This is a genomic window from Thalassospira sp. ABD4_177, assembly GCF_056160125.1.
In genome coordinates, this window is sequence record NZ_JBSWWO010000001.1 from 236,139 (window position 1) to 260,572 (window position 24,434).

At 54.4% G+C, this 24,434-nt stretch carries 23 protein-coding genes and 1 tRNA gene; 14 read left to right on the forward strand and 10 right to left on the reverse strand.

Going from position 1 to position 24,434, the window contains the following annotated elements; genetic code table 11:
* The first annotated feature begins 246 nt into the window (after positions 1-246).
* Positions 247-1,824, forward strand: coding sequence for an aldehyde dehydrogenase (NADP(+)) (locus ACXAF0_RS01090; RefSeq protein ID WP_475342936.1), 1,578 nt, complete (start codon positions 247-249; stop codon positions 1,822-1,824).
* 76 nt (positions 1,825-1,900) lie between these two features.
* Here ACXAF0_RS01090 and ACXAF0_RS01095 read toward each other — a convergent pair whose 3' ends face one another.
* Positions 1,901-2,350, reverse strand: a complete 450-nt coding sequence (locus ACXAF0_RS01095) for a PaaI family thioesterase (protein ID WP_475342937.1) — start codon at positions 2,348-2,350, stop codon at positions 1,901-1,903.
* A 333-nt stretch (positions 2,351-2,683) separates the two neighbouring features.
* On the opposite strand from ACXAF0_RS01095, the gene ACXAF0_RS01100 reads away from it, so the two are divergent.
* Positions 2,684-2,860, forward strand: a complete 177-nt coding sequence (locus tag ACXAF0_RS01100; protein WP_297024902.1) for a hypothetical protein — start codon at positions 2,684-2,686, stop codon at positions 2,858-2,860.
* Between the two features lie 92 nt (positions 2,861-2,952).
* Positions 2,953-3,885 carry a LysR family transcriptional regulator gene (locus ACXAF0_RS01105; protein ID WP_475342938.1) on the forward strand — a complete coding sequence of 311 codons (933 nt, stop codon included), beginning with the start codon at positions 2,953-2,955 and terminating at the stop codon, positions 3,883-3,885.
* A gap of 10 nt (positions 3,886-3,895) precedes the next feature.
* Here ACXAF0_RS01105 and ACXAF0_RS01110 read toward each other — a convergent pair whose 3' ends face one another.
* Positions 3,896-4,696 carry a cobalamin biosynthesis protein CbiX gene (locus ACXAF0_RS01110; RefSeq protein WP_475342939.1) on the reverse strand — a complete coding sequence of 267 codons (801 nt, stop codon included), beginning with the start codon at positions 4,694-4,696 and terminating at the stop codon, positions 3,896-3,898.
* A 247-nt stretch (positions 4,697-4,943) separates the two neighbouring features.
* Here ACXAF0_RS01110 and ACXAF0_RS01115 point away from each other — a divergent pair, with 247 nt between their 5' ends.
* The 4 genes from ACXAF0_RS01115 (at position 4,944) to ACXAF0_RS01130 (ending at position 8,056) form a co-directional block, all read left to right on the forward strand.
* Positions 4,944-5,645, forward strand: a complete 702-nt coding sequence (locus tag ACXAF0_RS01115) for a pirin family protein (RefSeq protein WP_475342940.1) — start codon at positions 4,944-4,946, stop codon at positions 5,643-5,645.
* Positions 5,646-5,684: 39 nt separating this feature from the next.
* Positions 5,685-6,155, forward strand: a complete 471-nt coding sequence (locus tag ACXAF0_RS01120) for a DoxX family protein (RefSeq protein WP_475342941.1) — start codon at positions 5,685-5,687, stop codon at positions 6,153-6,155.
* 161 nt (positions 6,156-6,316) lie between these two features.
* The gene (locus tag ACXAF0_RS01125) at positions 6,317-6,790 is read left to right on the forward strand and encodes a response regulator (protein WP_475342942.1); all 474 of its coding nucleotides are present in this window, start codon (positions 6,317-6,319) and stop codon (positions 6,788-6,790) included.
* Positions 6,791-6,805: 15 nt separating this feature from the next.
* The gene (locus ACXAF0_RS01130; RefSeq protein WP_475342943.1) at positions 6,806-8,056 is read left to right on the forward strand and encodes a response regulator; all 1,251 of its coding nucleotides are present in this window, start codon (positions 6,806-6,808) and stop codon (positions 8,054-8,056) included.
* Between the two features lie 70 nt (positions 8,057-8,126).
* On the opposite strand, the gene ACXAF0_RS01135 is transcribed toward ACXAF0_RS01130, so the two are convergent.
* The 3 genes from ACXAF0_RS01135 to ACXAF0_RS01145 form a co-directional block, all read right to left on the reverse strand.
* Positions 8,127-9,602 carry a sensor histidine kinase gene (locus ACXAF0_RS01135; RefSeq protein ID WP_475342944.1) on the reverse strand — a complete coding sequence of 492 codons (1,476 nt, stop codon included), beginning with the start codon at positions 9,600-9,602 and terminating at the stop codon, positions 8,127-8,129.
* Positions 9,603-9,633: 31 nt separating this feature from the next.
* Positions 9,634-10,113, reverse strand: a complete 480-nt coding sequence (locus tag ACXAF0_RS01140) for a putative pterin-binding protein (RefSeq protein WP_475342945.1) — start codon at positions 10,111-10,113, stop codon at positions 9,634-9,636.
* Positions 10,114-10,202: 89 nt separating this feature from the next.
* A complete protein-coding gene (locus ACXAF0_RS01145; RefSeq protein ID WP_475342946.1) occupies positions 10,203-11,387 on the reverse strand; it encodes an EAL domain-containing response regulator in 1,185 nt (394 codons plus the stop codon).
* 161 nt (positions 11,388-11,548) lie between these two features.
* Here ACXAF0_RS01145 and ACXAF0_RS01150 point away from each other — a divergent pair, with 161 nt between their 5' ends.
* From ACXAF0_RS01150 to ACXAF0_RS01170, 5 genes are all read left to right on the forward strand, one after another.
* Complete coding sequence (locus ACXAF0_RS01150) at positions 11,549-12,517, forward strand: DNA-binding response regulator (RefSeq protein WP_475342947.1); 969 nt, start codon at positions 11,549-11,551, stop codon at positions 12,515-12,517.
* 136 nt (positions 12,518-12,653) lie between these two features.
* Positions 12,654-13,355, forward strand: a complete 702-nt coding sequence (locus ACXAF0_RS01155; protein ID WP_475342948.1) for a sugar transferase — start codon at positions 12,654-12,656, stop codon at positions 13,353-13,355.
* Positions 13,355-14,557: an outer membrane beta-barrel protein gene (locus tag ACXAF0_RS01160; RefSeq protein ID WP_475342949.1), complete on the forward strand. Its 1,203-nt coding sequence runs from the start codon at positions 13,355-13,357 to the stop codon at positions 14,555-14,557. Before ACXAF0_RS01155 ends, ACXAF0_RS01160 begins: the two co-directional genes overlap by 1 nt.
* Positions 14,558-15,118 (forward strand): polysaccharide biosynthesis/export family protein, encoded by a 561-nt coding sequence (locus ACXAF0_RS01165; RefSeq protein ID WP_475342950.1) that lies wholly within the window; start codon positions 14,558-14,560, stop codon positions 15,116-15,118.
* A gap of 251 nt (positions 15,119-15,369) precedes the next feature.
* Positions 15,370-17,037 (forward strand): thiamine pyrophosphate-binding protein, encoded by a 1,668-nt coding sequence (locus ACXAF0_RS01170; RefSeq protein WP_475342951.1) that lies wholly within the window; start codon positions 15,370-15,372, stop codon positions 17,035-17,037.
* Positions 17,038-17,073: 36 nt separating this feature from the next.
* Here the strand turns inward: ACXAF0_RS01170 and ACXAF0_RS01175 are convergent, their stop codons facing one another.
* Positions 17,074-17,721 (reverse strand): 5'-methylthioadenosine/S-adenosylhomocysteine nucleosidase, encoded by a 648-nt coding sequence (locus ACXAF0_RS01175; protein ID WP_475342952.1) that lies wholly within the window; start codon positions 17,719-17,721, stop codon positions 17,074-17,076.
* Positions 17,722-17,855: 134 nt separating this feature from the next.
* Here ACXAF0_RS01175 and ACXAF0_RS01180 point away from each other — a divergent pair, with 134 nt between their 5' ends.
* On the forward strand, positions 17,856-19,697 hold the full coding sequence (locus ACXAF0_RS01180) for an RNA-directed DNA polymerase (protein ID WP_475342953.1): 1,842 nt from the start codon (positions 17,856-17,858) through the stop codon (positions 19,695-19,697).
* A 77-nt stretch (positions 19,698-19,774) separates the two neighbouring features.
* Here ACXAF0_RS01180 and ACXAF0_RS01185 read toward each other — a convergent pair.
* From ACXAF0_RS01185 to ACXAF0_RS01200, 4 genes are all read right to left on the reverse strand, one after another.
* Positions 19,775-19,851 (reverse strand) — tRNA-Arg (locus ACXAF0_RS01185).
* A gap of 150 nt (positions 19,852-20,001) precedes the next feature.
* Positions 20,002-21,738: an adenylate/guanylate cyclase domain-containing protein gene (locus ACXAF0_RS01190; protein WP_475342954.1), complete on the reverse strand. Its 1,737-nt coding sequence runs from the start codon at positions 21,736-21,738 to the stop codon at positions 20,002-20,004.
* A gap of 147 nt (positions 21,739-21,885) precedes the next feature.
* Positions 21,886-22,872, reverse strand: coding sequence for a lysophospholipase (locus ACXAF0_RS01195; protein ID WP_475342955.1), 987 nt, complete (start codon positions 22,870-22,872; stop codon positions 21,886-21,888).
* Positions 22,873-22,977: 105 nt separating this feature from the next.
* Positions 22,978-23,940, reverse strand: a complete 963-nt coding sequence (locus ACXAF0_RS01200) for an ABC transporter ATP-binding protein (RefSeq protein ID WP_475342956.1) — start codon at positions 23,938-23,940, stop codon at positions 22,978-22,980.
* Between the two features lie 195 nt (positions 23,941-24,135).
* Between ACXAF0_RS01200 and ACXAF0_RS01205 the strand changes: the two genes are divergently transcribed.
* Positions 24,136-24,315, forward strand: coding sequence for a zinc-finger domain-containing protein (locus ACXAF0_RS01205; RefSeq protein WP_062957346.1), 180 nt, complete (start codon positions 24,136-24,138; stop codon positions 24,313-24,315).
* Positions 24,316-24,434: the final 119 nt, after the last annotated feature.

Consider the following 24,434-nt stretch of genomic DNA (forward strand, 5'->3'; position numbering starts at 1 on the left):
ATAAAATATTCGACTTGGCCGACGATCCTTTGTTATGGTCCGCGCCAACAGGTTTTCAGTCCCGGTCACGTTATTATCATATTGTATGATGTTTACATCGGCGGTGCGAAAATCTAAGCTGCGCTCAGTTTATCAGATTGCGCCATCCGGCCCGATCCCGCCCGCATTTCGGGTGTGTGGTGTTAGGCCGGATCGATGCGCGCAGTCCCGTCAGGTACAGGACTTAACCCCACAGGAGACTCCCACATGTTCAGTGGAAAGCACTATGTCGCAGGCGAATGGATGGATGGCCCGGATGTCTTTCAGGCCGACAATCCGGCAACAGGCGACAAGCTCCCGACCAAATTCCAGCATGGTACCGAGGAAATCGTTGATCAGGCGGTTGTCGCAGCCCAGGCCTGTGCCGAAGATTTCGCATCCATGCTGCCAGCCAAGCGTGCAGAATTCCTGCGCGCCATTGCCGACGAGATTGACGCGCGCGGCGACGAAATCACTGAAATCGGCACGCTTGAATCTGCCCTGCCTGCGGCACGCCTGACCGGCGAGCGCGGCCGGACCGTTGGCCAGTTGCGCTTCTTTGCCGACTGGATCGAAGAAGGCTCATGGTTTGAAGCCCGCATTGAAACCGCGCAGCCTGATCGCGCACCACTGCCGAAACCCGACCTGCGCGTAATGAACAAGGCGCTTGGTCCGGTCGGTGTGTTTGGTGCATCAAACTTCCCGCTGGCCTTTTCGACCGCCGGCGGTGATACCACATCCGCGCTTGCGGCCGGTTGCCCGGTTGTTTTCAAGGGCCATGCCGCCCATCCCGGCACCTCGGAAATTGTCGCCAAGGCGATTGAGGCCGCGGTTGAAAAAACCGGCATGCCCAAAGGCGTGTTCAGCCTGATCCATGGCGGTACGCGCAAGGTTGGTCAGGCCCTGGTGGCGCATCCGCTGATCAAGGCAGTTGGCTTTACCGGCTCGACCGGTGGCGGTCGTGCCCTGTTTGATATTGCCGTTTCCCGCCCGGAGCCGATCCCGTTCTATGGTGAGCTCGGTTCAAACAACCCGGTCTTCCTGTTGCCCAAGGCAATGGGTGAAAAGGCCGCTGACATTGCCAAGGGCTGGGTTGCGTCACTGACCATGGGTGTTGGCCAGTTCTGCACCAATCCGGGTCTTCTGATCGCGCTCAAGGGTGCCGATCTGGATACCTTTGTCGATACGGCCGCGAGCGAGCTTGGCCAGATTGGCGGCACCGCCATGCTGACCGATCGCGTCTCAAGCGCCTATCACGACGTCACGGATGCCATGACCAAACATGGCAAGGTCAATTGCGCGCTGAAACGTCGCGACTCTGATGGCAAATTCGAAGGCAGCCCGGCGATCTTCCGCACCACGGCGGCCGACTGGAAAGCCAACCCGGAACTGGCCGAGGAAATGTTTGGCCCGGCCGGCATCATTGTCGAATGCGACAGCGTTGAAGACATGATTGCCCTGTCGACTACCCTGATCGGTCAGCTGACCGCGACCATCCACATGGTCGATGGCGATGCCGATCTGGCCAATGCCCTGCGTCCCGCGCTTGAAAAATGTGCAGGTCGTATCCTGATCAATGGCTGGCCGACCGGTGTCGAGGTTTGCCATTCCATGGTTCATGGCGGTCCTTATCCGGCAAGCACGGACTCGCGCTCGACCTCGGTCGGGTCGCTTGCCATCAAACGCTTTGTCCGTCCGGTCTCCTATCAGGCCTTCCCGGATGCGTTGCTGCCAGCGCCGATCAAGGATGCCAATCCGCTTAACATCCCGCGTCTGGTCAATGGCAAATGGCAGATGCCGGGCTAACCACCGCATATTCGAAAAACAAAGGGACGCAGCCAACCGGTTGCGTCCCTTTTTCATTGACGATCTGGCTTAAAATTCAGGCATCGCGCGGCACGCCATTGGGATCATCACTGCCACGGTGATATTTGAACGTGCCTGTTGATGTGCCAATCACAGCACCCGCCGCGTCATAGGCGGTTGCCTCGGTAAAGACCACCTTGCGGCCCCCGCCTTGCTTGCGGGCAACAACGCGCACAACGCCCTCTTTTGCCATGCCGAGGAAATTGGTGGTCAGCGACAGGGTCAGGGATCTGCGCACATTGCCCGGCACGGGGCAGAAACACACCGCATAGCCCGACGCCGTATCCATCAGGGTGGTCAAAACCCCGCCATGCAGGATACCGGCCCGGTTGCAGTGATGGTTTTGAACATCGAGTTCAACCACCGCATGGTCTTCGGCCCATTCCACCAACCGGTAGCCCATATGATCCTGAAGGCCACTGCCATGGGCCTGTTCATAGGCAAGATTATCGTTCGAACCGGTCATTTTCGGGCACCCCTGTGATCACGTATTCATCAAGCTATAACAGAAAGGCGCCCCGCGCGAAAACCGCGTTGAGTCGCCAGAAGCACCCAGCCCAGACACCCGTCAAACCAGCGTCAAACCAGCGTCAAACCAGCGTCAAACCAGCGTCAAACGCCTCGATACCGCGCCTATGTTGCGCAGCGCAACATGGAATAACCATTCAAAATCAATGTATTGACTATACCGTTCTCCAAACAAGAACGGGATGGCGGTGAAACGAGAATAGTTGTCGTGGCAGGGTCTGGGTATATCTGAAATCACCTTAGACACAGACGATCTACAAGGATCAAAGCCATGACCACGATTGCTTATAAAGACGCCACCAGCATCGAACGCGAAGTCCGCATTGGCTGGTTCACGGCCTTTGTTCAGGCCCTGCAGGTTGCTGTCATCATGAAAGCGTCCCAGGCGAAAAACCACGCAGAACTGACGGCTGACTGGAACAAGGCGATGCGTCAGGTTCAGGGTTAATTTCCTTAACGCTTTGCCGGTTGCCGCGATCTATACGCGCTTGCAGTTGCAAAGCCCTTGACGCTTCGGGTTGAACCACCGACAACGGTTCCATGCAAAAGTTTGACATCGTCACCATCCGGCTGTTTGTCGCCATCGTACGCGCCGGAAGCATCAATGAAGCCGCCCGGCGCGAACATATCGCGACATCGGCCGTTTCGCGCCGCATCGGCGAACTTGAAGCCATGCTGGGTGTCAAACTCCTGCGCCGCCTGCCCCGCGGGGTCGAACCGACCGAAGAAGGCGCGATCTTTGCCCGCTACGGCGAAAAGCTTCTGGGCGATCTGAACCATCTTTCCAATGAATTGCGTGATTTCAACGCCGGTGAGAAGGGCAAGATCTATCTTGCGGCTGTTACCTCGGCGATCCTGACCGGCCTGCCCAGTTTTCTGGCCGATTTTGAACGCGATTTCCCCCATATATCGGTCGATGTCCGCGAACTGACATCGCGTGAAAGTGCGGAAGCCATTCGCGAAGGCCGTGCTGATCTTGCCATTCTGGCTGATAACAGTCCGCTCGGCAGTCTGGCCCATGATGTGTTTTGTGATGATGCGATCTGGGTCGTGACCCCCAAAGGCCACCCATTGATCCCCAATGCCGACAATCCCAAACCGGTGAAGTTTTCCGAGGCCGCGAAATACGACATCATCTCGCTGTTTGAAGGCGGGGTGATTGATGACCTGATTTCCGAAGCCGCGGCCAAAATGAAACTCGACATGCACCCACATATCCGCGTCGTGCGTTTCGGGTCCTTACGGCAAATGATTGCGGCTGGTCTTGGCATCGGCTTTTTGCGCAAAAGCTCGGTCGCGGGATATCTTGGCCACATGAATATTGCCGGCACCCCGATTGCTGATGACTGGGCCAAGCGCCAATTGCTGATCGCCCATGAAGGGGATGCCAATCTGACCAGTGCGGCACGCATATTTCGGGATTATCTGTTGCGCAAATCGGCCGAGACCCGCTTCAAACCGGTGCTGGGCTGACACCGGTTCTTTATGCTGATCGCTGAACCCGCTCGGCCCAAAGGTCCTGACCGGTTGGGCCAAGGGGCACGGCCATACCGCCAAAACGGGCAACATGTCGTACAGCTTCATCCAGAACCAGTCCCGGCAATTCCGACCATTGGCCGATCGGCGGCAGGACCTCGATCCTCTCACCTGATTTGGCATCAATCATTTCCGGCAGATCTTCGCGCGCATGTGTACCACCCCCGGCCAGCATCGGCACGATGATCGCCTGTTTGTGTGATCCGATATCCCGCCAGTCAGCAAGCGACGGCGATCCTTCGATATTGCCAATACAGATTTCTGCGCCAACGCAAATCCGGCTCAGGCGATCCGCCAGTCGCACGGTTTCCGACAAGGGTTGCGTCAATGTCTTCAAGCCGTGTGGCACAAGAAACACAGACGTCTGGGCAATATCCCAATCCCGCTTGCGCGCGGATGCATTAATGCGTGCGGCGATCATTTCACCGAACCCAGGCAGATTGATCGCAGGCGGCAGGATGACAGTGTCACTCAGTCCCGCCTGATGCAGTTTGGCGGGCAGTTCTTCAAACACCAGATAGCCTTCGCTAAAGAACAGCGGGAAGACAATCAGGCGATCGGCATCACCAGATGCTTTTAGCTTCTCAAGCTTATCACTGAGTGCAGGTTTGCTTCGCATGTAGCCATGGCTAAGCAAACCATTCCAGTCAGGCGCGATCGAGTGGGCAAGATCCCCTGCCGGATCGCCGCCATTACCGCTGTTGCCATGGGACACCATCATAAGTGTCGGCATTTCAAAATCAGTCATGCCAGTCACCATCGTTGCATACGTTAGAGCGTAGGTTATCATACGCGCCACGCGAGCATCTGGATCGCAGCAGGGCTCAAAATACCTTGAGTTTGCCGAGTGGACCGAGGGCACCGATCCGCATCTGGCCCAGCCCTATTGTTGCGATTTTCGCAACACAATGGCGATAATTGGGTGAATTGCATCCTCACAGGAAAAAGGTATTCTGTTTTCAACAACGGAACAGATACCCTCGTGGAGGTAGACAATGCTTATCAAAATAGATGCAGATACCCGCGGTCGCGCCCAGTTTGGCTGGCTTGATTCCAACCATACCTTTTCGTTCGGCCATTATTACGATCCGAACCGCATGGGCTGGGGCCCGCTGCGTGTGATTAACGAAGACCGGGTCATTCCCGGTGCCGGGTTCGATACCCATGGCCACAAGGACATGGAAATCATTTCCTATGTTCTGGATGGTGCCCTTGAACACAAGGACAGCATTGGCAACGGGTCGGTTATCCGTCCGGGCCGCCTGCAACGCATGACGGCGGGCACCGGCATTCGCCATTCGGAATACAACCATTCGAAAACCGAGCCGGTGCATTTCCTACAAATCTGGATCATTCCCGAGGCCGCCGGTCTTGAGCCGGGCTATGAGGAAAAGGAAATCGCACGCCGCGATACCGGTTCCGGCCTGACCCTGATTGGCAGCCGCGATGGTCGCGAAGACTCGGTCACCATTCATCAAAATGTCGATCTTTATGTCGCCCATCTTAATGACGGCGAAACAGCAACACACAAAATCGCAAAAGGCCGGGTTGCCTGGGTGCAGGTTGCACGCGGCACGTTAACGCTGAACGGCGAGCCCCTTAATGCCGGTGACGGTGTGGCAATCAAGGACGAAGACGAGATCGTCTTTGCCAATGCCAACGATGCCGAAGCCCTTTTATTTGATATGGCGGCATAAAACGCGAAACACGCGTGCCCCATGAACAGGAGAACTGTCATGACTACCCTTGACACCCCACAAACCCGCCCGATCATCCCCGCCCTTGGCAATCTTTGGTCGGCACTTAAACCGCTGTCGCCTGTCATCATCCGTGTGGCGACCGGCCTTCTTATGGTCCCGCATGGGGCACAGAAGCTTTTTGGCGCCTTTGGCGGCTATGGGCTTGAAGGCACCGCTGGCTGGCTTGAAAGCATTGGCTTTGCGCCGGGCCTGCTGTTTGCGCTGGCCATCGGCCTGCTTGAATTCTTTGGCGGTTTGCTGCTGACCGTGGGCCTTTTGACCCGTCCGGTGGCTGCGGCGGTTCTTGTTTTCATGACCGTCGCTATTTTGACCCACATCCCGGCGGGCTATTTCTGGATTGATGGCGGTTTTGAAACACCGCTGATGTGGGGCCTTCTTGCCCTGGCGACCCTTATTCAGGGCGGCGGGAAATTTTCGATTGATCACAAAATCGGCCGCGAATTCTGATCATCTCGCCATTTCACGCTTGGTTTTCAACGGGCTGCATGTTTTGCAGCCCGTTTTTTTTCATCTGTGTCCCCATATGGGGATATTGAAACGGGTCGAAAACAGCGAAAATGGAACGCGAACAAACGATACACACTCACAGAGAAATCCGGTACCCCTTCATGAATATCGCAGCGCCCAATAGCAGTCAGAATGATATCGAAATCGCCGACGGTCTGCGCCGGTGCAAAGGCGACAACGCCTATGGCAAGCAGAACAATGAAAAGCGTTTCCTGCTCGTCGATGATAGTATCGAGGTCCGATTCTCTGTGCGGCGTGTCTTGCGCAGTGCCGGTGCCACCCAGATCGACGTTGCGGAAAACGGCGAAACTGCCTTGCAAATGCTTGCTCAGGCCGGTCGCGAAGAGAACCCCTATGATGTGGTCATCATGGACTATATGATGCCAGGCATGTCAGGGATCGAAATGCTTTATGAAATCGAGAGCCGCGACATCAAGAATGCCGAAGGCACACGCAAGATCATGCTGACCGGCTTCTATGATGCCAAGGTCAACGCCGAAGCCAAATCCGCTGGCGCATCAATTGTGCTCAGCAAACCATGTGATGCCGCCAGCCTTTCTGCCGCAATCTCGTAGGTATCGCACAAAGAAATGCAGCAAAATGCTTCGATCATATTTGTCGATGATGACCCCAATGTCCTGCGCGGGTTGCGTCGCCGTATGGTTTCTAAGCGACCGAATTGGAAATTGCGGTTTTTCGAAAGTGCCGAACAGGCCCTGATCGGACTCGAAGAATACCCTGCCGACGTGGTCATTTCCGATATGCGCATGCCGTCGATGGACGGCGCAGAATTCCTGCGCATCGTGGCAAAGCGATCGCCGCAAACATCACGCATTCTGTTATCTGGCTATGCCGATGAAATCGCCATTCAGAATGGCGCTGCCGCCACACATCACTTCCTGACAAAGCCATGCAGCGACAATGACATCATTCATGCCGCCGAACGCGGTTTGATCCTGAACGGGTATTTGCGCGATCCGTTGCTGGTTGATCTGCTGTCTCGCGTCCCGACGGATCTGATGTGGCCTTCGACCTTCCGGCGCCTGCACACCATCTTGCAATTCAGCGGCCCCAGCAGCCATACCGAGCTTAATGACTTCGCCCATGGCCATCCCGCCCTGACCGCACTTGCGGCTGAGCTGGCCCAGCGTGAAGAACTTATCCCGGCGGATGCACAGCCCGACTTTGTCGGACTTTTGAAAGTTCTTGGGATCGAGACCATCAAGGCCTTGTGTATCTTGTGGTGCGAACTCGGCCAGCCAAGCGATTTTGACGGCAGCCGGATCAATATCGCGCTGCATCGCCCGCTTGTCCTGGGTCAGATGGCCGCCAATATCGCGCGCCTGCGCAATCTTGCCCCCGATACGGTTGATCAGATCCGGGCCGCCGCCCTTCTGTGTCACATCGGCGAACTCATCATCACCAATGTCCTGCCCGAACAACTTGCCGCCAGCCGCCACCGTGCGGATGCCGATAACTGCGATATCATTTCTGCTGAAATCAGCGAGATGGGCTTTGCCCACCCGGCGGTGTCGGCCTGTATCTGTGCCTGCTGGGGCTTTCCCCATCAGATCATTGAAAACATCGCATTTCACCATCGACCGGAATCGGCCCCGACGGCCAATTCCGAAAGCCTGTTGATTGTCTATGCCGCACAGCATTTTGCCCGCAAGGCCGGGGTTGATGGTGCAACCCGCGCACAGAAATACGACCTCGCCAGCGGCTATATCACCAAATGTGGGGCCGCGGCCGAGTGGCCTGTTTGGGAACGAACCTGTCTGGAAAAACACGTACCGCTGGAACGCGCCGCGCACAGGCCAATCAGCCAGACCGCCCACTAAGCCAAAAGCAGCAAGCAGCAAGCAGCTTGTTTAAAACTGCTTGCTGGAAGGGTGGCTTTAATTCAGCAGATTACCTCAGAAGACTGTTCAGATCGCTTGGCCCTTCAAGAAGGTCGGCATTGGTATCGGCCATCGCGGCGTGATCGGGTTTTGGCAAGCGGATCACGAATTCTGCCCCGTCTGTATAATCGGCTGACAAGGTCAGATCGCCGTTGAAATCATCCTGAATAAGCTTGCGACAAATCGGCAGGCCCTGGCCGGTTCCGACACCGCGTTCCTTGGTGGTAAAGAAGTAATCGAAGATCCGTTCGCGGATCTCTTCGGGCACCCCGCCGCCATCATCGCGCAGGCGGATATAGACATTGTCGTCATCTGAACTCACCAGCAGGTCGATATTGCCCCGTCGCTGACCACTTTCGCGAATGGCTTGGGACGCGTTGACGATCAGGTTGATCAGCGCCTGCGACAAATGGTTTCTGCGCCCGCTGACTTCGGTCACGTCTGCTTGCATCGAAACGTCCAGATCGGCGATATGCTTGACCTGGTTCCGGGTAAGCGTCACGGCGGTATCAATTTCCTCGTTAATCGAAATCAGTTCCACCGCATCGGTCGTCGGATGGGCAAACTTGCGAATGCCGCGCACGATTTCTGCAATCCGGTTCAGGCCCTGAATGCTTTCATCGATTGCCATCGGCACTTCTTCGCTGATGAAGTCGATCTTGTCGTTATCAAGATTAAGCTTCGCCGGTTCCTTGGGGTCCTTGCGCTCGATCGCACCGACAATATCGGCAAAGCTGTCAGACAGGAATTCCAGATTGTTCTGGATATATTGCGCCGGCGTGTTGATTTCATGGGCAACTCCGCCGGCCAAGGTGCCAAGCGCATGCATCTTGGCATAATCGGCGGCTTCTTCGATCACTTCCTGTTCCTGACGCGCCTTTTGGGTGGCGATATCGGCGGCAAAAATCTTCTGACGCTGGCGCAACATGAACCCGCCCAGAACCGCCATCACGATCACACCAACAAAGAACAGATAGGACATCACCTGAATATCGGTTTTCACGACCGAGATATTATTGGCGTTATAGACCGAAACAAAATTGGTGGTCCGCACCACAGCCTGCTGCAGGGCCTCGTTCATCGGCTCGAGCAGGCGATAAAGCTCAGTCAGTTTTTCTGCGGAATCGGTGATGCTTGCCATGGCGGCATCGATCTCATCGATCTGCACTTCGAGCTGATCGACCGTCTCGGCAACTTCGGGCACGGTGAACAGAACCCTGAACCCTTCGCCTTCGCGCAACAGGATGACACGACTGACCAGAATTTCGTATTCCAGCAGAATGTCATCGACCACTTCATCGCGAAGGCCAACCCGGCCAAATGCCGCTTCGATATCGCGCTGAAGAACCAGAAACTGGCGCTGTACCTGAAAGACCGCCCAGACGAAGTTTTCGCGATAGGTGAATCGCTCATCGTCAAGTTGGCGGACAATGGCCGTGGACAGGATGCCATACAACGCAACGAACAGGACCAATGCAATAAACATGGCCCTGCCCGTCGTCTTTAAAAAGAATGACTTAATTCGCTGCATCAACCGACTTTACCTGCCAGACGGAATAAGCCCAATAGGTATCAGTCTCAAACCGTTCGTCTGCGTCATAGGGGAAAATTACCCAGAACGGCCCCTTTTCACGCACCGACATCTCGGCATCGTTCAGATGGTAGGCCAGAATGGCACCGTCTTCGCGCAGGATATCAACCGGCACCATGACGTTATAATCATTAAGGGCAGACACGCGCACGGTCTCTGCTTCGAGACCATAGGTATCAAACAGAAGATCAAAGGCCACGCCACGGAACGTCTGGACACCATCGGTCCACTGGGTCGAGGTGTTGATTTCAGTCGCCTGCAGATCCATCAGTTCCTGCATGGACAAACGGACCGTTTCACCATCGGCCTTGGTCATGGAAAGTGTACCGCCCGCCAAAGCCGGGTTGACCAGGAAACCAAGCAGTGCGATCGCCATCGCGATCCGTTTAAGTGCACTATGCATCATCGTTTTCATGCTCCATCACATGCCTATAGATAGTGGTCACCGGCACGTGTTTTTCAATGCCTGAAACCGGAGATTTGCCAAGACAGTGTCTAGCCCGTCGCCACACGCGAGGTTGACGCACTTGCTTCCCAATTATCAAGGGAAACCGGTGTGCCTAGGTGGAAGCCCTGCAGTTCGGTAATCCCGTAGACTTGCAGCTTTTCGGCGACCTTGGCGCTTTCAATGCCCTTGGCAGAAATCGACAGACCCATTTTCGAACAGACCTGCGCGATCCACTCAACAAAGGCATCATCGAGGAAATCGATCATGGTCCCGCGCACCAGATCGCGATCAAGCTTGATCCCGGCAAAGACTTCCTGACGCAAAAGATCGAGTGAATTGTTCCCCGACCCGAAATCATCAATCAAAAGCCCGATACCGCGTTCACGCAGGCGGGTCGCATTGGCCAGCATCTCAAGATCGTTGGGCACCAGTTGGCGTTCGGGAATTTCAAAACTCACCTTGATCCCGCGCATGCGCATCTTTTCATAGAAGCGAATGATCAGCTCGAAGAATTGCGGCGTCTTGAGCGAGAAAGCCGAAAGATTGACCGCCAGATTGGCCTGATCACCCAGAAGCGCGCTATAGCGCGGTGCCTGATCGACCATGATCGCCATCATCTGGCTGCCCAGGCGGTTGATCACCGGGTTGTCCTGACAGGATTCGATGATTTCGTCGATGCCAAATTCCTTCTCCAGTGTCGGCATGCGACACAGCACCTCTGCCCCGCACAAACCCAGATCGCTTGCCCGGAAGCGCGGTTGCAGGACGGTATGGAAGTCCGCGCGATCAATCGCGTTGTTCACCATCAGGGACGAAGGACCGGTCGTGTCCTTTTTGACAGCAGCTTCGGTATTGAGGATGCGGTCAATTGCCTCTTTGAGCACCGCGACCGAAACCGGCTTCGCCAAGACGCGCGTTACCATGGCCTGATTGATCGCTTCGCGCAGCGACAGGCTTGAAACGTTACCAGATAGCAGCATCCGGTGGATATTTGGCGCCATGCGCGCCGACTGCTTCAGGAAGGAAATACCATCAAGTTCAGGCATGACCAGATCGGCAATGATCAGGTCGGTCCGCTCGCGGTTCTGCGCGAGCCAGTCCAGTGCGTCCTGCGCGTCTGTGTGGGTGACGAATTCAAAGCAACCCGACAGGGTCCGGCGCACAGCCGCCAGCAGCTTTTCATCATCATCGACCATCAAGATGACGGGGCGTTGTTTTTCAACCTGATCCATAAATGGAGATCTCCATTCGCGCGGTTTGCACGGTTTGGGCGATTATCTTTTCGAACAGAAGCCCTTAAATGCGTGCTATACGAACAGCAGGACTTTGAAGCTTCGGAGATTAGTGTCAGACTACCTTTCTCGGACATCCCCATTTGTGGAGGGCGCTTTTGATGACGGCCAAAAAGACGGTGCGAATTGCATTTGTTGATGATGACGAAAACCTTCTGTCGTCCCATCGCCGCAATTTTTCCCGCCTGCGTCCGGACTGGGAGGGCGTCTTTCTCAATGACCCGATTGCCGCGCGCGATGCGATCACGGCAGACGCGGATATTTCGGCCGTTATTCTTGATATCCACATGCCCGGCATGACTGGCCTCGAACTGGCTGCCGAATTGCGCACCGTGCGCAAGGACCTGTTGATTTTGATGCTGACCGGCTATGCCGATCTGCAATCGGCGTTGCTTGCGGTAAATGAACTCGGTGTGTTTCGCTTTTATCCCAAGCCGACCATGCTTGAGACGATGCTTGATGACATCGAGGCCGAAATCAAAAGCCGCCTTGGCCAAAGCGAAGACACCCTGCCGACCGAATTTCTTGATCTGTTTGAACTGGGCGTGATTGCGGTCGATGAAGACCTCAACATCCTGCATTTGAATGCACAGGGGGCCGACGTATTACGCCGCTCGTCACTGGTGCGCTCCGGATCCCAGGGACGCCTGATCATTGATCCCAGTCCGGACGGGCTGGCCGGGTTCCTCTCACCACCTGGCAAGAACGTGCCGCGCAGCCATCAAAGCTTCTCGCTTGAACGCGACGGTGAAAAACTTTCGCTTCTGATCCGGCGTGTCCCCAAAAAGGCCGATGGCACGCAAAGCTTCATGATCATTCTGGTTGATCCGGCCCAACAGCGCCCACCTGCGATTGACGATCTGATGGACCTGTTCGGGCTGACCCGATCCGAGGCAAAACTGACCCAGAAACTGGCCGAGGGACTGGCGCTTGATCAGGCAGCCGAACTTGTCGGGATTTCGCATTCTTCGGCACGGACATACCTTAAGACGATTTTTTCAAAGACCGGTGTGAACCGCCAACCACAGCTGATGAAGACCGTGCTTTCAAGCATCCCGTCCTTACGGTAACAGCCTGTAACTTTGGGCTTAAATCGCACAATCCGACCAAAGGCCCAGGTCATAAAAACTTGAAAACGCGCCCAATACATCTACCCTGAGTTATGAAATATCAGGGTCATGAATGTTGGGGTGGGCATCCGGCTTGATGGGGAATACCGACACATCAGAACCAATGCGGGCCAAGGATTGGCGGGCTTCCGGGCATAATGGATGTGTCAAACGCAGCTGTGATCTTGTCCTTGCTGGCATTGGCCTTGTCATCCTTTTCCCGGTCATGATCGGCACTGCCGCCTGGCTGTTTGGCTTGGGGTTTACCAAACCGTTTTTCGTTCAAAAGCGCGTCGGCCAAAACGGCCAGACCTTTGTCATTTTCAAGTTTCGAACCCTGCGCGATCGAACTTGCCGCCCCGTTTCCCGATCAAGGCTGCGCCGATCAAACCGTTTCACAGCGACCTTACGCCGCACCGGCCTTGATGAATTGCCGCAACTTTTCAATGTGCTGAAAGGCGAGATGTCGCTGGTTGGTCCACGCCCGCACAGCCTTGCCGACCATCGCAGCTTTTCTACCCGCATTTCCGGTTACAGCCCCCGCCTGGCTATCAAACCCGGCATCACCGGCTGGGCGCAAATTCACGGCTGGCGCGGCCCGGTATGCAATGACGATCATTTGCGTGCACGCACGGCCTGCGACCTTGAATATGTCCGGCGTCAAAGCCTTGTCTTTGATGGGATCATTCTGCTCCGCACACTTGCCTTGCCCTTCAAAACACTGGCGCCTTCCAACCCGTGGCACAGGCCCTGCCGGGGACTGAAACCCTGCCTTCATTGCAACCGGCGGCAGGTTTGATGCGCGGATACCTTCTGGCCATCGCACTTATTTGTGCCATCACGCCAAGCTCAGCCCTGGCGATGGATGAACCGGATGAAGTCAATGGCGTTCGGGTCGGGCGGTTATTGGCCAAACCGTCGCTTGATGTCGGCACGCGCTATGACAGCAACATTTTTCAAAGCGATGCCAACCCGACCGATGATGTCATCACAACCCTGACCCCGCGCCTGACCGTACAAGGCGACTGGCGGGTTTTTCACCTGCATCTTTCTGCCGGTGGCGAGCTCGGCTTTTTTGCCGATTCCTCGGCCGATGATTATCAGGACATTGAACTACGCGCGGCGGGCAGTCTGGAGCTTGGTGCAACCTCGCTTGATGGCGGGTTTGAGATCAAGCGCGCCCATGATCCAAGGGGCAGCAACGATGTCTCAATCAGTGCCAGCACGCCGGTAATTTACCGTGATGTAAGTGCGCAAATCGGCGGACGCCATGTCACCAATGGCCTTGATTATGAATCACTGTTTTCCCTGCGACGCCTCGCCTTTGATGACAGCACCGCACGCAATGGATCACGCATCCGCAATGATGACCGCGATCGCGTTGAATTGCGCGAAACCCTGCGTGTTCTGATGCCGCTTGATCTTGACCGCGAAGCCTATGGCGAGATCAGCTTTAACCAACGCCAATATGACCGCACCCCCGATGATGACGGGCGCATTCGAGATTCTTCGGGCTATCAGCTGCTTGGCGGTATCCGCCTGGACTTGACCGATCTGATCACGGCCGATCTGGCAGCCGGCTGGATGAGCCAGTCCTATGCCGACCCGTCCTTTGGCGATATTGCCGACTACACGCTGCGCGGTGATTTTGACTGGTCGGTTACGCGCCTGACCAACATCACGCTCAATGCCGCCCGCACCGTGCGCGAAACAACCCAGACCGGTGCCAGTGGCATTCTGGCCTTTGAGGCCGGAACCGGCATTTCGCATGAACTGCGTCGCGGGCTGACCCTGTCGCTTAACGCTGCCTACAGCTCTGAGACCTATCAACAAACCACACGGCGTGATCGCACCCATCACCTTGGCTTTGGCCTGCGCTATGGGCTTAATCGCTTGACTAAAATCGAAGGCGGCCTTGCTTATGACCAGCGCAACTCAAACAGCCCGGGCGAGGATTATGATCGCCTGCAAAGCCACATCCGCCTCAAGCTGGAGATGTAAATGATCCCGAAACACCTGATATCCGGCTTAACACCCTGGCACCTTTTTGCCCTGGTGGTCTTTATCCTGACCCTGTTAAGCGCGCCCGGCACACAGGCCCAGACCGTCTATGTCATGAATAGCGGCGATACGGTGCGGGTTACGGTATTTGGCGAACCGGACCTGTCGGGCGAGTTCAAGGTCGATGCCATGGGCAGGCTTAACCTTGCACTAATCGGGCCGGTTGATGTGCGCAATCTCACGACAGATCAGGCGCGCCAGAAGATACATGATGCCTATCTTGATGGCTATTTGCGTCATCCCGATATCGCGGTTGAAATCATCGCCTTTCGCCCGTTTTTCATCATGGGGGAGGTCAATCAACCCGGATCCTATGACTATGTACCGGGCATGAATGTGCTCAATGCCATCGCGGTCGGCGGGGGCCTGACCTATCGCGGGGATGAGGATGACATCGAAATCCTGCGCGGGCATGACGCATCGCGCGTCGTCATCCCGGCAACCCTTGCCACCATCGTCATGCCGGGCGACATCGTGCGTGTGGCCGAAAGGTACTTCTAAGTTGACGGGAATCCACTGGGGATGGGCCGCACTGCAGCATAATGCTCTGCCGTTTTTTGGCAAAAACGCAGGGGTTTTAGAACCGCTCCATATATCGTCGGATTTTCCGCTGTTTTGCCGATCAGACCTCTTTACCTTTGCACGTTTTCCATGATGAAATCGCGACCACGCCATCAACAGGGTCAGAACCCGGATGGCAAACAGATAAACCAAAAAGTCCATTTTGCCCCACGCAACGGAGTTCTTAAAACATGCCCGGGAAAACAGAAACGCGCCATGGCGGACGCATTCTGGTCGATCAACTGGCCCTGCACGGGGCGGAACGCGTCTTTCTTGTCCCGGGCGAAAGCTATCTCGCCGTGCTTGATGGCCTGGTCGATCATCCCGACATGGAACCGATCATTTGCCGTCAGGAAGGTGGCGCTGCCATCATGGCAGAGGCCTATGGCAAACTGACCAACAAGCCGGGCATCTGCATGGTGACGCGCGGCCCGGGTGCGACCAACGCATCGGCCGGCGTTCATGTCGCCCATCAGGACAGCACACCGATGATCCTGCTGGTTGGCCAGATCGGGCGGGACATGGTCGATCGCGAAGCGTTTCAGGAAGTCGATTACCGCAAGATGTTCGAACCGCTTGCCAAATGGGTCGGGCAGATCGATGACATCAACCGCATCCCCGAATATATCAGCCACGCCTATCACATCGCGACATCCGGTCGCCCCGGCCCGGTGGTTCTGGCGCTTCCCGAAGACATGCTGTCTTCAAGTGCGGACGTACCGGATGCCAAACCCTATGTCCCGGTTGAAGCCAAAACAGCGCCCGAAGACGTCGCCCGTTTCCGCGAAGCGCTTTCGAAATCCGAAAAACCGGTGATGATCGTCGGGGGTGGCGGTTGGACCCGCGAAGCAACCGAAAACCTTAAATCGTTTGCAGTTCGTAACAATGTTGCGATTGCCACAAGTTTCCGCTGTCAGGACTATATCCCCAATACCCATAGCCACTTCGTCGGCGATGTCGGCATCGGCATCAATCCCAAGCTGGCCGAGTTCATCAAGGACAGCGATCTGGTGATTTTGGTCGGATCGCGCATGGGGGAAATGACCAGCAGCGGCTATAGCCTGCTTGATATCCCCTGCCCGAAACAGAAACTGGTGCATGTTTACAGTGGGTCAGATGAATTGGGCCGGGTTTATCGCCCGGATGTCGCGATCAATGCATCCCAGCGATCCTTCCTGCGCGCCATTGCGATGATGGAGCCGGTGGATGGTTCGGCCCGCCACGAGATGATCGAAACCGCACACGCCAATTACATCACCTTTTCCACCCCGGTCGAAACCCCGGGCGATGTCAAAATGGCCCATGTGGTCGCGGAACTGCGCGAAAAACTCTCCGATAATGCGATTGTCACCAACGGGGCAGGCAACTATGCCGCCTTTTTGCATCGCTTCTTCCGCTACCGGGAATATCGCACCGAACTGGCCCCGACATCGGGATCGATGGGCTATGGCCTGCCGGCCTCCGTCTCGGCCAAGCTCGCCCACCCGGATCGGCCCGTGGTTTGCCTTGCAGGAGATGGATGCTTTTTGATGCATGGGCAGGAATTTGCCACCGCCGTACAATATGGTGCCAATATCATCACGCTGGTGGTCAATAACGGCATGTTTGGCACCATCCGGATGCATCAGGAACGTAACTATCCCGGTCGCGTTTCGGGCACCGAACTGCACAACCCGGATTTCGCGGCCTACGCCAAGGCCTTCGGCGGATACGGCGAAACCGTCACCAAGACAGAGGATTTCGGCCCCGCCTTTGAGCGCGCTGTCGCCTCAAACAAGCCCGCCATCCTCGAAATCCAGGTCGACCCACAGGCCCTCACCCCGATCAAAACCCTTGATCAGATCCGCGCAAGCACCTGAGAATTCCTGATTGTTTCGAAAATGTAATAAATGAGATCAGCGTCTCGGAATGCTGATCTCGCCACTTTCAAGTCCGGCCTTGAGCGCATCGACGGCAACGGCCAGTTTTTCATCAACCACATGCAAATAGGCCGTCCAGTCCGATAGCTTGGAAAGCTCTTCCTTGCCATCGGAAATGCCGCGCAAACCGATCAGCGGCACATCAAACTTGTGACAGGCCCGCAGGATGGCAAAGCTTTCCATATCGACCATATCGGCATCAATGACGTCATAGGCCGCCCCCGACACCACATTGGCCCCGGTCGATAAACGCGCTTCGGGGATACCTGGAATACGGTGCGGCATCTCGATCTCGGCTGGCAACTCGACAAACGGCGTGCAGCCCTTCTCAAAGCCCAGAACCGACGCATCCATATCGCGATAAGACACAGAAACTGCCTGATACACCTCGGCTTGCTCCAACGTGCGCGACCCGGCCGATCCCAATGTCACCACAAGATCAGGCAAGTCATCCGACAACTGCAACTCGGTCAGAGCCGCCGTCAAATTGATCGCAGCCTCCACCGGCCCAACCCCGATCATCAGGGGCGTAAAGCGTTCCTTGAGGTAATCCCCATACTCCGCCGGTGCTGCCATACAAAACAGCACATTATGGCCTGCAAGATTGTGAAGGTAGCCGCGCATCTGAAAAAATAACCTTGGGTTGATGATTTGCGAGGTGAGTTGATGATTTGAGTTCAGTGGGAAAAGTAATAGAGTTTTTCAGCATAACCTGAATGCACGCCAAAATAACCCAACTAAATATCAAGGGCAATCACATGCAATCTCCAAAATTCTCATTCTCGTCATCCAACCTGAATACACATGTGAACCCAAATAAGATACGCGATGCTTGGAAGAAAAAAACTAAACATCAACTTCGCAAACAAGCAATCTGGGATTTAATTGAATTTCGAGACCTTGATCAAAGTATAAAAGAAACAGCAGAAAGAATATCCAACGATATTTCTTCAGCTAACTATCAAGTCAACTGCCCCAAAAACTACTTAGTGGAGAAATCTCGAGGTCTCTGCAGACAAATGACACTGGCCCATCCAGAAGATTTGTTAGTTTTGCAGTGTCTGTCCTCAGCTCTGCAAAGCCAAATTGATAACAATTCACCTTCACAATCCGCCTTTTACCAACCCGGAGATATGAAATGGTCAAAGGGAAAAATGACCATAGATGATTCAGATTACGGCGCTCTTGCCTCTTGGAAAAGGTTTCAGAAAGCAATCTTAAATTTTCAAAATGAGAATGAATTCGTCGTAGTGACAGACATAGCAAATTTTTACGATTTTATAAATTTCAACCATTTAAGAAATATTGTTTCTTCATTGTGTAATGTTGATGAACCTTTACTTGACCTTTTGATTTTTGTCTTAAACGGATTGGCATGGGTTCCTGATTACATGCCAAGACAACAAATGGGCATGCCACAACTTGAGAGCGATGCACCTAGAGTACTTGCAAATGCAATGCTTTTCGAACTCGATAAAGTCATCGAGAACAAATCAAAAATGAACTACGCTAGATTCATGGATGATATTGACTTTGGGGCAAACAGTATTCCAGAGTCCAAATCCACACTTCGCGATATAGACTTGATACTTCAATCCCGACAACTAAGACTAAACTCTGCAAAAACAAAAATTTTACACAAAAAAGACGCTTTCATTCATTTTTGCGTCGATCAAAACAATCGTCTCGATAGTATTTTAAACAAAATTCAAAATCAGACAAAAAAAGGAAAAATAAGCAAAAAAACTTTGAAAGAAGTAAATTTCTTATATGAAGAATGGCAAGGAACCAAGAAGAATGGAGAACCTAAATCTGACTCACCTTTTCACAATGGAAATGGGTCAAAAATTCAAAAACGCATAATCTCCATTATGAAGATGTGTGGAATTAGACCTCCTCTTATGGACCTAATTTGGCTTATCGAAAATTCTCCCGTTTTGAGAAGAACTGCATTTCGTGAATTAATGTTTTCAGACGATCCGACGGAAGCACTGAAACTTATTCTCAAAATACTGAAGAAAGGAACTTTTGTTGACGACATTACATACTTTGATTTTGCGAATTTTTGCCTTCACGCACAAATTCCTAAAACCGGAAAGAATGTCTCTAACCTTCAAAAATCAGTAAAGATAATGGAAGATAAAGGAGACATTGGGAAGTACTCATCATTACTTATAATAGGAAAGATCGAAACCTCTGAAGCAATCGTAAATTATGCAGAAAAAACAGCTCCTTATTGGAAAAATGACTTCTGGCTTGGCAGAGCGGTTGCAGGGCTCTATCCCCGAATAAAGTCAGGAACACAATCAAATAAAATTTCTTCGGACTACGTTAAACTAGTTGAATCAAGCAATAACCCTTCTGCGATAAAAGTCATAAATTACCACAAATCACTAATGAATGATAAAACGGAGGTAGTTCGATCCAAAACATACCTCTCAGAGGCAAACACTACGCTTCCCAGCAAGCTTTTCTTCCCGAAAGCACTTCAAATATTGAGTGTAAGCCAAAACGTAAATTCATCTGGAATTTATAACTCAATTAAAAAGGGCCACACAGCCTTGAACACCGATCCGTTCCTGAAACGATGGGGATTCTGAGCAGCGTTGACCTTCGTATATCTGATCTGTACCGAAAAATCGGACACTGAACGAAGATTCTTCTATAGCGGAGAAATTGGCGCACCCGACAGGATTCGAACCTGTGGCCTTCGCCTTCGGAGGGCGACGCTCTATCCAGCTGAGCTACGGGTGCGCAATATATGGGGCCGTGACTGGAATATGTGGCCCGAGTGCGATGGGTGATACAGGTTTTGGCCTGAACGGGCAAGGGTTTTCGAACCCGTCCACGGCCTTCGTCATCACCAATCCCGGTTAAGTTAACCTTGGCGCGTTTTGCCTGCAATCAGCTTTCGACATCACGGCGTTCATAGGGATCGCGCACCACCCATGTGCCGTCCCATTCGCGGTCCTGTTCGCGCCTCTCAAGGCGTTCCATCCGGTTCATCATCAGCTGGGCGGAAAAATCGGCATCATCAAATTCGATGACTTCTTCATAAAGCGGCCGGGCGGCATCGAAATTGCCGTCGCGGTAATGCGCCATGGCGGTTTCGTATTTGCTGCGCCATTCGCGCCGTTCCTCGGAAAGCTGTCCACCGGGGGCCAGAACTTCGTAGAGGAACACGACCTTTTCCGTACCCAGCAGCACGACATGATCGAGATCGCGCATTTCAACTTCGCCCGACGCCATGCTGGCGGTTTCGTGCGAAGCAAGGATTTGCGTGCCATAGACCCGGTTGGCCTTTTCAAGGCGGTTGGCATAGTTCACGCAATCGCCAACCACGGTATAGGCGCGTGATTTGTCCGTGCCGATGGAGCCGACAACAACCTCGCCGGTCGCGATCCCCACGCGGATTTCAAGACCGTGATCACCAATCAGATCAGCATATTTCGTCTTGAGCGCATGGAAGCGTGCAACCTGTTCAAGGGCGGCCTGACAGGCATGTTTGGCGTGCGCCCCTTCACCGCAGAATGGCGGGCCCCAGAAGCCGATCACCCGGTCACCAACGAAATTATCGATAATCCCGCTTTGATTGGCGATCGGTTCGGTCATCGCGGTCAGATAGTCATTGAGGAAATCGACAAGCTTTTCGGGCGGGGTATGTTCGGCCAGCCAGTCAAACCCGGTCAGGTTCACGACACTGACCGTCATCACGCGCTTTTCGGAGTTCTCAAGCGCGGTTTCCTGATTGATAAGATTGTTGATGACTTTCGGATCGACATATTTGCCAAACCGTTCGCGCATCCGAAACCGTACGCGGAGTTCACGGGTCATGCGGTTAAAGGCATCACCCAAACGGCCAAAGTCACCCTTGGAGCTGAATTCAAGCTTGGTATCAAGCTTGCCCGACTGAATGGAATTCAGCGCACTGGTGGTTTTGCGCACGGCCACCACCACCGCATGCGCCATGTAATAGGCCAGCGAAATACCGATAATCACGGCCGCCAGCATCATGATGAATTCGGCCTGAATCAGGAAATCTTCCCGCTTGGAGACGTTTTCCACGGTCTCGGCGGCGTAATCTTCCAGAAGGCGGATTTCATTGCGCAGGTTAAGGACAATAATCCGGTGCAGGCCGCGCACGGTTTTTTCCTGCGCGCCGGCATCGGGCAGGTTGCCCGCCCGCACCTGATCAAGCAGCCGTTCAACACCAAGCGAAAACTGGGCGGACACATCGGCAAATTCCCGCATGCGCACATCAAGATCAAGCAGCACACCCTCATCAAAATGCGCGGATGCCTGCGCCCGACCAAGGGCAGCAAAGGTAAAGGATTTGCGGAAGGCCTGTTCGATCTGGGTTTGCTTGGCCTCGATCTCGATCTCGATACCATTCAAGAGCGAGGTTTGCGGCCCGTCGCTTTCGACCACGCGCATATAGCGATCAATCAGGGAAATCTGTTCAAGCTGACGCGCACGTACGTCGGAAAGCGAATCCTTGACCGGTGTGACATAGCGCGACACCGCCTCAAGATCACCATTGATGCCAAGGGACTGGATCACGGAGAACCCGGTGGCCACAACGAGCCACACGACGAAAAAGGCCGCGACACCCAGGAACTTTGCCCGAATGGTCCTTAGCATGCCGGTCCTGATCCTCCGGTTAAGTGATGTTACACCGTCAATCGCTGCTTGGCATATCGGAACGAAACAGCGGTTCGACAACCCGCATAATGCATTGCAACTCTTTAAAAAAGGCTACCTGATCGTGGATTGGCGGTCAAAATACAATCATTTGATTGTGCAGGAATAATTTTGATCGGTTTGGCCACCCATGACCCAACTGCGGATATCCTCGATCACCACCGGCCCGTTCAGATCGCGCAAAAGCATGTGATAGCCCGCCGGATAAAGACAGCGGTCATAGATCGGCAGATCGCCAGCCGATAACACATCATCAAGGGCTGCAACCGCTTTGGGCGGGATGACCTGATCCTGTTCACCCGACAGCAAAAAGGTCGGCACAGTAATGTCGTGGGCGCGAATGCGCGCCAGATCCATGATATCGGCAACCCCTGCGATCAGGTCCACCCGCACCGAGGACATCATATAAGGATCACGCGCAAGCCGGCGCAGCATCTCGATATTATCCGATGGCCAGATATCAAGCCCCCGCCCGGTCAGGGGCAGCCAAGGCAGGCTGTGCGACATCACCGAAAGCGGGGTGGTTTGATACCACGGCATCATATCGCGGTTCCAAACAGCGGGTGCCACCAGCACCAGACCATCCATCAGATGCCCACGCGTAGCCGCTGTCAGGATCGCGACGGCCCCGCCCATCGAATTGCCCAGAAGATAAACCGGTTTGTCGGGATAACGTGCGCGTAACAATGTCAGGACATCACTGGTATCATTGACCAGGCTGGCCGCCCCGGCCCAGAACGGGCGCGACGGGCATCGGCCAAAACCGCGCTGATCAAAGGCATAAATAGCAATGCCGGCCGGGCCGATCTGTTCGCCCAGTTCCATGAAGGCATTGGCGTAATCGCCCATCCCGTGCAGACCAAGAATGACCGCATCCGGGTTTTCCAGATCGCCCCAGCTTTGCAACGGCAGTTCAATACCATCGGCGGCAACAAAGACATCAGGCCCGATCATGGTCTGGGCAATCGGTGGCCCGGCCGGGCGCACAGTTGGCGCACAGGCTGCAACCAGCCCGATCAGCACAAGGCCAATCAGGGTTTGAACAAATCTGGTGAGACGGAAAAATGAGGACACAAGTCACCGGAAAACACGGGGGCAGGAAGAACAATTACTTAAGCCGATAAAGCAAAACCCCGCAAGGATTTGCGGGGTTTTGTAGTTCATCAGTAACGCAATTGATCAGGCGGCCTTGCCTGCGCGTTCCTTGTTGTTGTCGCGCGTCAGCTTCAGGAAGATGTCCTCAAGATCGCCTTCCTCGGTCGACAGGTCCTTGATCGCAAGGCCACAGCCATGGATCGCCTCAAGGATTTCCGCCATCTGCGTGTTGCTGGGGCGATACGAAAGCGCGATCTGGTTACCCGATTTAAGCTCTGCCCCCCAGGGCGACAGCGCATCGGGGACGGCGTTCAGTTCGTTATTTACGGTCAGAACCAGCGTCTTGTGATCAATCCGGCGCAGCAGGCTGCGCTTGTCTTCATGGGCAATAACATTGCCCTGATTGATGATCGCGATCTCGTCACACAGTTCTTCGGCTTCTTCCAGATAGTGCGTCGTCAGAACGATGGTGACACCGGCCGCATTCAGCTCCTTGACGTAGGCCCAAAGCTGCTGACGCAGTTCGATATCGACACCCGCGGTCGGTTCATCAAGAACCAGCACCGGCGGGGTATGCACCATTGCCTTGCCGACCAGAAGACGGCGACGCATGCCGCCTGAAAGCGAACGCGCATACGAGTCTGCCTTGTCAGACAGACCGATGGCAGCCAGAATCTCGTCCGTGCGGCGTTCGGATTTCGGCACGCCATAGAGGCCCGCCTGCAATTCCATCACCTGACGCGGGGTGAAAAATGCATCAAGATTGAGTTCCTGGGGCACGATCCCGATGGAGCAGCGCGCAGCCCTCATCTGGGCTTCGATATCATGGCCCCAGATTTTTGCCGTACCGCTGGTCTTGGTCACCAGTCCGGCCAGGATGTTGATAAACGTAGATTTTCCGGCACCATTCGGGCCCAGCAGGGCAAAAAACGAGCCGCGCGGGATCTTGAGCGAAACGTTATCAAGCGCACGTTTTTCGCCGTTCGAACCCTTATAGACCTTGGTCAGCCCCTCGACTTCGATGGCATAGTCGGGCATTGCAGTCATATGTCAGTGATCTCCACTCTTTTCCGCGTCGCTTGTTTGCGCTAAGACCATGGGGCGCCATGAGCACGCGGAAGTATTGATTGAATATGCCCAATCGGTATCATTCCCGAGAAACCGGGGTCAATGCTGTCCACAGTGCGTGGCCAATCCCGATGGTCATACAAGCCTGAAAATGGCAAACTTGGAACTGGATATATGAAGATCACCGAAGAAATCAAAGTCGGCACGCTAAATGTTGCCTGTGACGGCGGAAAAGGTCACCTTGGGCACCCGACCGTTTACCTCAATCTTGAGGACAAGGGTGAGGTGGTCTGCCCGTATTGCTCGAAAAAATACATCTTCGACAAATCCTTGGCCGAGCACGCAGCCCACTAATCCAAAACGCTCCTTCTCGGGTACAGTATGGGGTTAGACCCTGCCGGTCCTTGCGCGCAGGCTGTCTGACGGACCATATATTGTCACCTGACCTTGCTGTCGTGAGCGCCATCACGGCC